Genomic DNA, 6759 nt, shown 5'->3' with positions numbered 1-6759 from the left:
CGCCGGGCCGGGCCTCGGTGTGGAACCACCCGGAGACCTCGCCGCCCTCCACGTGGTCCAGGGTCAGCTCGATGTGCCCCGTGTCGTCCGGCGGCGACGCCAGCGAGTAGTGGCGCTGGGCCCGGTATCCGTCCTCGGCGGTCAGCCTCAGCATCAGATGCTGGCCCGGAAGATGCCCCGCCCAGCCCGGCACCGCGAACCGGAACGTGGCGACCCGAGCCGTCTCGCGCCGGATCTCCGTCAACGTCGCCGTCTGCCAGAGCGCCGCCGCCCNNCGGCGAACCGCGTGGGCGGCGTGAACCCGGGGGCGGCGGTCCTCCCGGTCCCCGCGACCGTCGTGCTGGTCGAGGCCGTGGCGACCGTCGTGGTCGCCGTGGTCGTCCCCGGCTGTGTCGCCGTCGCAGTCGTCGCCGTCGCTGTCTCAGTCACCGGAGTACCGCTGCTCCTCCCACGGGTTGCCCCGCGCGTGATAGCCGTTCTGCTCCCAGAAGCCGGGCTCGTCGTGGTCGAGGAGCCTGATGCCCGCGATCCACTTGGCGCTCTTCCAGAAGTACAGGTGCGGCACCAGCAGCCGGGCCGGGCCGCCGTGCTCGGCGGGCAGCGGCTCGCCCCCGTACTCCCAGGCGATCCAGGCGCGCCCGCCGGTGAGGTCGGCGAGCGGCAGGTTCGTGGTGTAGCCGCTGTGCGAGTACGCGACCGCGTGCGTGGCGGAGGCGTCGGGCCGCACCGCGTCCAGGAACACGTCCAGCGAGACACCCCCGAAGCGCACCCCGAACTTCGACCAGCTCGTCACACAGTGGATGGCGCCCTCGTACACCGACCCGGGCAGCGCGTGCGCCGCGTCCCAGTCCCAGGTGTGCGGCCGCGCCACCAGCCCGTCGATCCGGAACGTCCAGTCGGCGGGCGCAAGGTCGGGTGTGACCTCGGCGGACAGTACCGGCCAGTCGTCGCCCGCGTCGTACTGGCCGGGCGGCAGTCCCGGATCGCTGACGCGGGGGCGCCCGGTGAAACCTCGGGTGACGTTCATACGAGTCCAACATTGACGGCGGCGGTGACAGCTGAGTCATACAACCGTACGTGTCCGGAGCGGGTGCTCGATCATCGGGGCGGGCGGTGATCGTCGCGGCGGTATGAACTCTTCACCGCGCCGGGGAATAGCGGCTCCGTGATCCCCCTTGCCATCATCGGCCGGCCCGGTCGTGAACGTGCCGGTGGCCGGAGGGCAGCGGAGGGGAACGGAGAGCGCATGACCGAGTACGCGAGCGACCTCAGGGGCACGGACACCGTGCCGCACGTCGCGGACACCGTGCCGCACGTCCTCGACAACCCCGCCCGCGCCTCCCTGACCGGGCCGCACGCCCACTTCGCCGAGCGGTCCGGCCGCGTGCTGCGCTATCCCGTGGATGTCTCACCGTGGCTCGGCCTGCCCCACCACCCCGGTGCCCACGACTGGGCCGACCTGGCCGCCCTGGCCGGTCCCGGCACGGAGGTCGCGGTCCCCGCGTACAGCGGGAGCTTCCCGGCCGACTGGGAGGTCACCTTCGACCTCGAGGGCGTCCAGTTCGTGGACGACGGGATCGCCGCCGCCCCGGACGCCGAGGCCGTACCGCTGGGTTCGGCCGACGTGCCCGAGATGCTCGACCTCGTGGAACGCACCCAGCCGGGCCCCTTCCTGCCCCGCACGATCGAACTCGGCACCTACCTCGGCATCCGCCGGGGCGGCGCGCTGATCGCGATGGCCGGCGAGCGGCTGCACCCGCCGGGCTGGACCGAGATCAGCGCGGTCTGCACCGCCCCGGCCTTCCGGGGCGAAGGGCTCGCCACCCGGCTGATCCACGCCGTCGCCCACGGCATCCGCGAGCGGGGCGAGACCCCGTTCCTGCACACCGCCGCGACCAACGCCACCGCCATCCGCCTCTACGAGTCCCTCGGCTTCCGGCTGCGCCGCACGACCCGCTTCATGGCGGCCCGAGTGCCGGCGGTGGAGGCGGGGGAGGAGCACGTCGGCGTGTGACGGGGCGGTCGAGAACCGGGCGCGTGCGGAGGTACGGCGCTCCGGACGGCCCGTCGTGACCATGAGGTAGGGTGACCGGGCCAGTCGCCACGTGACCGAGGAGGTGAGACCCATTACCGCTGTGTCAGGTCGGGTGCTCTCACCTCAACACCGCGCGGTGCACGGCCGGTAGGCCACCGCGGGAGCGCCCTTCGGCCCACCGAAAGGCTCTCGGCTGTCATGCCACCTCTCACCACCACCGCCTCCGTCGTCGCGGCCCTGCGCGCCGCGGGCTGCGTCTTCGCCGAAGAAGAGGCGGAGTTGATCCTCACCACCGCACGGACACCGGACGACGTCACCGCCATGGTCGACCGCCGCGTCTGCGGAGTCCCCCTCGAAGTCGTCCTCGGCTGGGCCGAGTTCGCCGGGCTGCGCATCGCCGTCGACCCCGGTGTGTTCGTGCCCCGCCGCCGCACCGAGTTCCTCGTCGAGCGGGCCCTCGCCGCCGTCCCCCACGCCTCGGTCGTCGTCGACCTGTGCTGTGGTTCGGGAGCGCTGGGCGCCGCCCTGGCCGCGTCGCTCGACGGCGCCGAACTGCACGCCGCCGACATCGACCCGGCGGCGGTGCGCTGCGCCCGCCGCAACATCGCCCCGTACGGCGGCCACGCCCACGAGGGCGACCTGTTCACGGCGCTCCCCGCCGGGCTGCGGGGGCGCGTCGACATCCTCGCGGCGAACGTGCCGTACGTCCCCACCGGCGACGTACCGCTGCTGCCCGGCGAGGCCCGCGACCACGAGCCGCTCGTCGCCCTCGACGGCGGCACGGACGGCCTCGACGTCCTGCGCCGGGTCGCCGCCGAAGCACCGCGGTGGCTCGCCCCCGGCGGCTGCCTGCTGGTCGAGACCAGCGAACGCCAGGAACCGCACGCCGTCGACGTCCTCCGTGGTGTCGGCCTCATCGCCGGGACAGCCGTCTCGGAGGAGAGAGCCGCCCACGTGGTGACCGGCACCAGACCGGCGGGCGGCTGACCGGCACAGATCCACGGGCGGCTGACCGGCACCAGGCCGACGGGCGCGGCGGCCGACCGGCTCCACACCGATGGGCACCTCGTGTGGCCTTGCCCTCAGCCGTTGTGCAACTAGTTGCATAAACCGCGTGGCGTCGTCTACAACCTTGGTGACGACGCCACGCATGGAGGCCCCGATGAGCCGTTACCCCCACCTGCTGAGCCCCCTCGACCTGGGCTTCACCACGCTCCCCAACCGCGTGCTCATGGGCTCCATGCACGTCGGCCTGGAGGAGGCGGAGCGCGGCTTCGAGCGGATGGCGGAGTTCTACGCGGCCCGGGCACGCGGAGGAGTGGGCCTCATCGTCACCGGCGGCATCGCACCCAACGAGGCCGGCCGCCCCTACGAGGGCGGCGCCAAGCTCACCACCGACGCCGAGGCCGACCAGCACCGCGAGATCACCGACGCCGTCCACCGCGAGGGCGGCCGTATCGCGATGCAGATCCTGCACTTCGGGCGGTACGCCTACCACGCCGACCTGGTCGCCCCGAGCGCCCTCCAGGCACCGATCAGCCCGTTCGTGCCGCACGCCCTCACCGACGCCGAGGTCGAGCAGACCATCGACGACTACGCGCGGGCGGCCCTGCTCGCCCGGCAGGCCGGGTACGACGGTGTCGAGATCATGGGCTCCGAGGGCTATCTGATCAACGAGTTCATCGCCGCCGGGACCAACCACCGCGACGACCGCTGGGGCGGCTCGTACGAGAACCGCATGCGCTTCCCCGTGGAGATCGTGCGCCGGGTGCGCGAGGCGGTCGGCGAGGACTTCATCGTCGTCTACCGGCTGTCGATGCTCGACCTGGTGCCCGGCGGCTCCAGCCTCGACGAGGTGGTCACCCTGGCGAAGACCGTCGAGGCCGCGGGCGCCACTCTCATCAACACCGGTATCGGCTGGCACGAGGCCCGCATCCCCACCATCGCGACCTCGGTGCCGCGCGGCGCGTACACCTGGGTCACCAAGAAGCTCATGGGCGAGGTGTCCGTCCCCCTCGTCACCACCAACCGCATCAACACCCCAGAGCTGGCCGAGGAGTTGCTGGCCGACGGATACGCCGACATGGTGTCCATGGCCCGCCCGATGCTCGCCGACCCGGACTTCGTCAACAAGGCCGCCGAGGGCCGGCCGGAGGCCATCAACACCTGCATCGGCTGCAACCAGGCCTGCCTCGACCACACCTTCAGCGGCAGGATCACCTCCTGCCTGGTCAACCCGCGCGCCTGCCACGAGACCGAGCTGGTGCTGTCGCCGACCCGGCTGCGCAAGCGGATCGCGGTCGTCGGCGCGGGCCCGGCGGGCCTCGCCTGCGCCGTGAGCGCCGCCGAACGCGGCCACGACGTCACCCTCTTCGACGCCGCGAGCGAGATCGGCGGCCAGCTCAACGTGGCCCGCAAGGTCCCCGGCAAGCAGGAGTTCGACGAAACCCTGCGCTACTTCCGCCACCAGCTCGACACCCACGGCGTCGACGTGCGGCTGGACACCCCCGTCACGGCCGACGACCTCACGGAGTACGACGAGGTCGTGGTCGCCACCGGCGTCACTCCGCGCACCCCCGACCTGCCGGGCGCCGACCACCCCAAGGTGGTCGGCTACCTCGACGTCCTGCGGGACGGTGCCCCGGTGGGTGACCGGGTCGCCGTCCTGGGCGCCGGCGGCATCGGTTTCGACGTCGCCGAGTACCTGACCGACGGCGGGGAGAAGACGAGCGAGGACCCGGCGGCGTACTTCCGCCAGTGGGGCGTCGACATGGACTACCGCGCCCCCGGCGGCCTCGCCGCCCCAGAGCGCCCGGCGCCGCCGCGCTCGGTCCACCTCCTCCAGCGGAAGACCTCCAAGGTCGGCGCGGGCCTCGGCAAGACCACCGGCTGGATCCACCGCACCGAGCTGAAGCACCGGGGTGTCGTCATGGTCCCCGGCGTGCAGTACGACCTGATCGACGACGCCGGACTGCACATCACCGTCGACGGCGTCCGCCAGGTCCTGGAGGTCGACACGGTCGTGCTCTGCACCGGCCAGGAACCGCGCCGCGACCTCTACGACACCCTCGTCGCCGCCGGACGGACCGCGCACCTCATCGGCGGCGCGGACGTGGCGGCCGAACTGGACGCCAAGCGCGCGATCAAGCAGGGGACGGAGCTGGCGGCGCGGCTGTAGCGGGACGCGCGGGGCGGCAGCATGAGAACGGGCGGGGCGGCTGTATCAGGCCGACGGAGCGGCAGTGACAGGACGGGCGGGGAGTGCGGCGGGTCGGCGCGGTGCGTGGAGGGGCCGGTGCTCATCGGCCCTTCCTAGGATGAGCGCATGTCACTCCCGCACGCGATCCTCACCGCCCTGCTCGAAAAGCCCTCGTCGGGCCTGGAGCTGACCCGGCGGTTCGACAGGTCGATCGGCTACTTCTGGTCGGCGACGCACCAGCAGATCTATCGCGAGCTGGGAAAACTGGAGCGCGAGGGTCACATCCGCGCCCTGCCCGCCGAACGGCCGGCCCGGGGGCAGAAGAAGAGTTACGAGGTCCTCCCGGCGGGCCGTGAGGAACTGGCCCGCTGGACCTCCGCCCCCCAGGAGCCCAAGCCGTGGCGTGACGCCCTGTTCGTCCGGCTGCGGGCCGCGGCGGTCGTCGGCACGACCGGCCTTGAAGACGATCTGCGGCGCCATCTCACCCTGCACGAGCGGCAGTTGGCGGAGTACGAGGAGATCGAGAAGCGGGACTTCGGGCCGGGCAGGGACTCCGCGCAGGACCGCCTCCAGCATCTGATCCTGCGGGCCGGCATCGACCTGGAGACCTTCTGGGCCCAGTGGCTGCGGAACGCCCTGACGGAGTTCGAGCGCCTCCCGGACGGCGGAACCTCGGATGCCGCACTGCCGGACGGCAGAGCGTCGGAAGACGGAACCTCCGAGGGCGGAGCGTCGGAAGGCGGAGCCGCGGATGCCGCGCTGCCGGACGCCGGCGGGGGAGCGGCGGCGGAGCGGGCGTAGCACGGCCGGGTCGTGCGAGCGCGAGCAGGCGGTCGTCCGTTGTCGCACGGCGACCGCCCGCCCGGTGTTCACAGCCGGTGCGGCTTGGCGCGGCGGCGCAGGTACCAGACCGCGGCCACCGTGCCGGCGGCCACCAGCGCGCCACCGCCCACCAGGGTGACGGTGCCGTATTCCTCGCTGGCCCCGCCCATACCGCCCATGACACCCCGTGAGGGCGAGGCGGTCGCGGAGATCGTGGGCGTGGCGGCGGTGACGATGACGGACTGGGTGCCCGCCGTGGTCCCGTCCCGGCACACCACGATCACGGTGTAGGTCCCGGGGGTCACATTGATCCACGAGGCCGACTGGCTGGTGCTCGTGCCCACGAGGGTCGCCTGGCGCCCCTGGGAGAAGTTCGCCTGCCCGCTCGCGAGCAGGGAGGCCGTACCGAACGCGCCGTTGGTGCTGTTCGGGCAATCGCTGGTGGTGACGGTGACCGAGGACCCGGTGGTGCTCACCGAGATCCCCGTGGGGACGGCGGCCGACGGCGTGGCCAGGGCGATCGGCAGCGCGGTGGCCGCCATGGTCAGGCCGGAGCGGAGGAGTAGCTGAGACGTACGCATGGGTCTGCCCTCCGGCGGCACGGTCGGCGGCACATCCCTTGCGCCGCCGAGGATCGGAGGACCCGTGCTGCCTCAGGGCGAGCCAACGTGCCTCACGCCGCGTCCGCATGCGGACAGCCACC

Annotated in this window: 5 protein-coding genes and 2 pseudogenes; 4 read left to right on the top strand and 3 right to left on the bottom strand. The window is 72.8% G+C overall.

The annotated features are described in order from the left end of the window. Both AOK15_RS47315 and AOK15_RS27695 read right to left on the bottom strand, forming a co-directional pair. Nucleotides 1–273: pseudogene (locus tag AOK15_RS47315) on the bottom strand (FAD-binding oxidoreductase); the annotation flags it as partial. 148 nt (nucleotides 274–421) lie between these two features. Beyond that, nucleotides 422–1027, bottom strand: coding sequence for a sulfite oxidase-like oxidoreductase (locus AOK15_RS27695; protein ID WP_055521081.1), 606 nt, complete (start codon nucleotides 1025–1027; stop codon nucleotides 422–424). Between the two features lie 219 nt (nucleotides 1028–1246). Here AOK15_RS27695 and AOK15_RS27690 point away from each other — a divergent pair, with 219 nt between their 5' ends. The 4 genes and pseudogenes from AOK15_RS27690 to AOK15_RS27675 all read left to right on the top strand — a co-directional run. Continuing rightward, on the top strand, nucleotides 1247–2014 hold the full coding sequence (locus AOK15_RS27690; protein WP_055521080.1) for a GNAT family N-acetyltransferase: 768 nt from the start codon (nucleotides 1247–1249) through the stop codon (nucleotides 2012–2014). A gap of 219 nt (nucleotides 2015–2233) precedes the next feature. Next, the gene (locus AOK15_RS27685; RefSeq protein ID WP_055521079.1) at nucleotides 2234–3022 is read left to right on the top strand and encodes a putative protein N(5)-glutamine methyltransferase; all 789 of its coding nucleotides are present in this window, start codon (nucleotides 2234–2236) and stop codon (nucleotides 3020–3022) included. A gap of 175 nt (nucleotides 3023–3197) precedes the next feature. Continuing rightward, nucleotides 3198–5213: an NADPH-dependent 2,4-dienoyl-CoA reductase gene (locus tag AOK15_RS27680; protein ID WP_055521082.1), complete on the top strand. Its 2016-nt coding sequence runs from the start codon at nucleotides 3198–3200 to the stop codon at nucleotides 5211–5213. Between the two features lie 147 nt (nucleotides 5214–5360). Beyond that, a pseudogene (locus AOK15_RS27675) lies at nucleotides 5361–5903 on the top strand (PadR family transcriptional regulator); the annotation flags it as partial. Between the two features lie 200 nt (nucleotides 5904–6103). On the opposite strand, the gene AOK15_RS27670 reads toward AOK15_RS27675, so the two are convergent. Next, complete coding sequence (locus AOK15_RS27670) at nucleotides 6104–6637, bottom strand: hypothetical protein (RefSeq protein WP_055521078.1); 534 nt, start codon at nucleotides 6635–6637, stop codon at nucleotides 6104–6106. Nucleotides 6638–6759 lie beyond the last annotated feature (122 nt).

It is taken from the genome of Streptomyces ossamyceticus (assembly GCF_001418475.1).
In the GTDB taxonomy this organism is placed as follows: Bacteria; Actinomycetota; Actinomycetes; order Streptomycetales; family Streptomycetaceae; genus Streptomyces; species Streptomyces ossamyceticus.
This window is presented reverse-complemented; position numbering and strand designations above follow the sequence as displayed.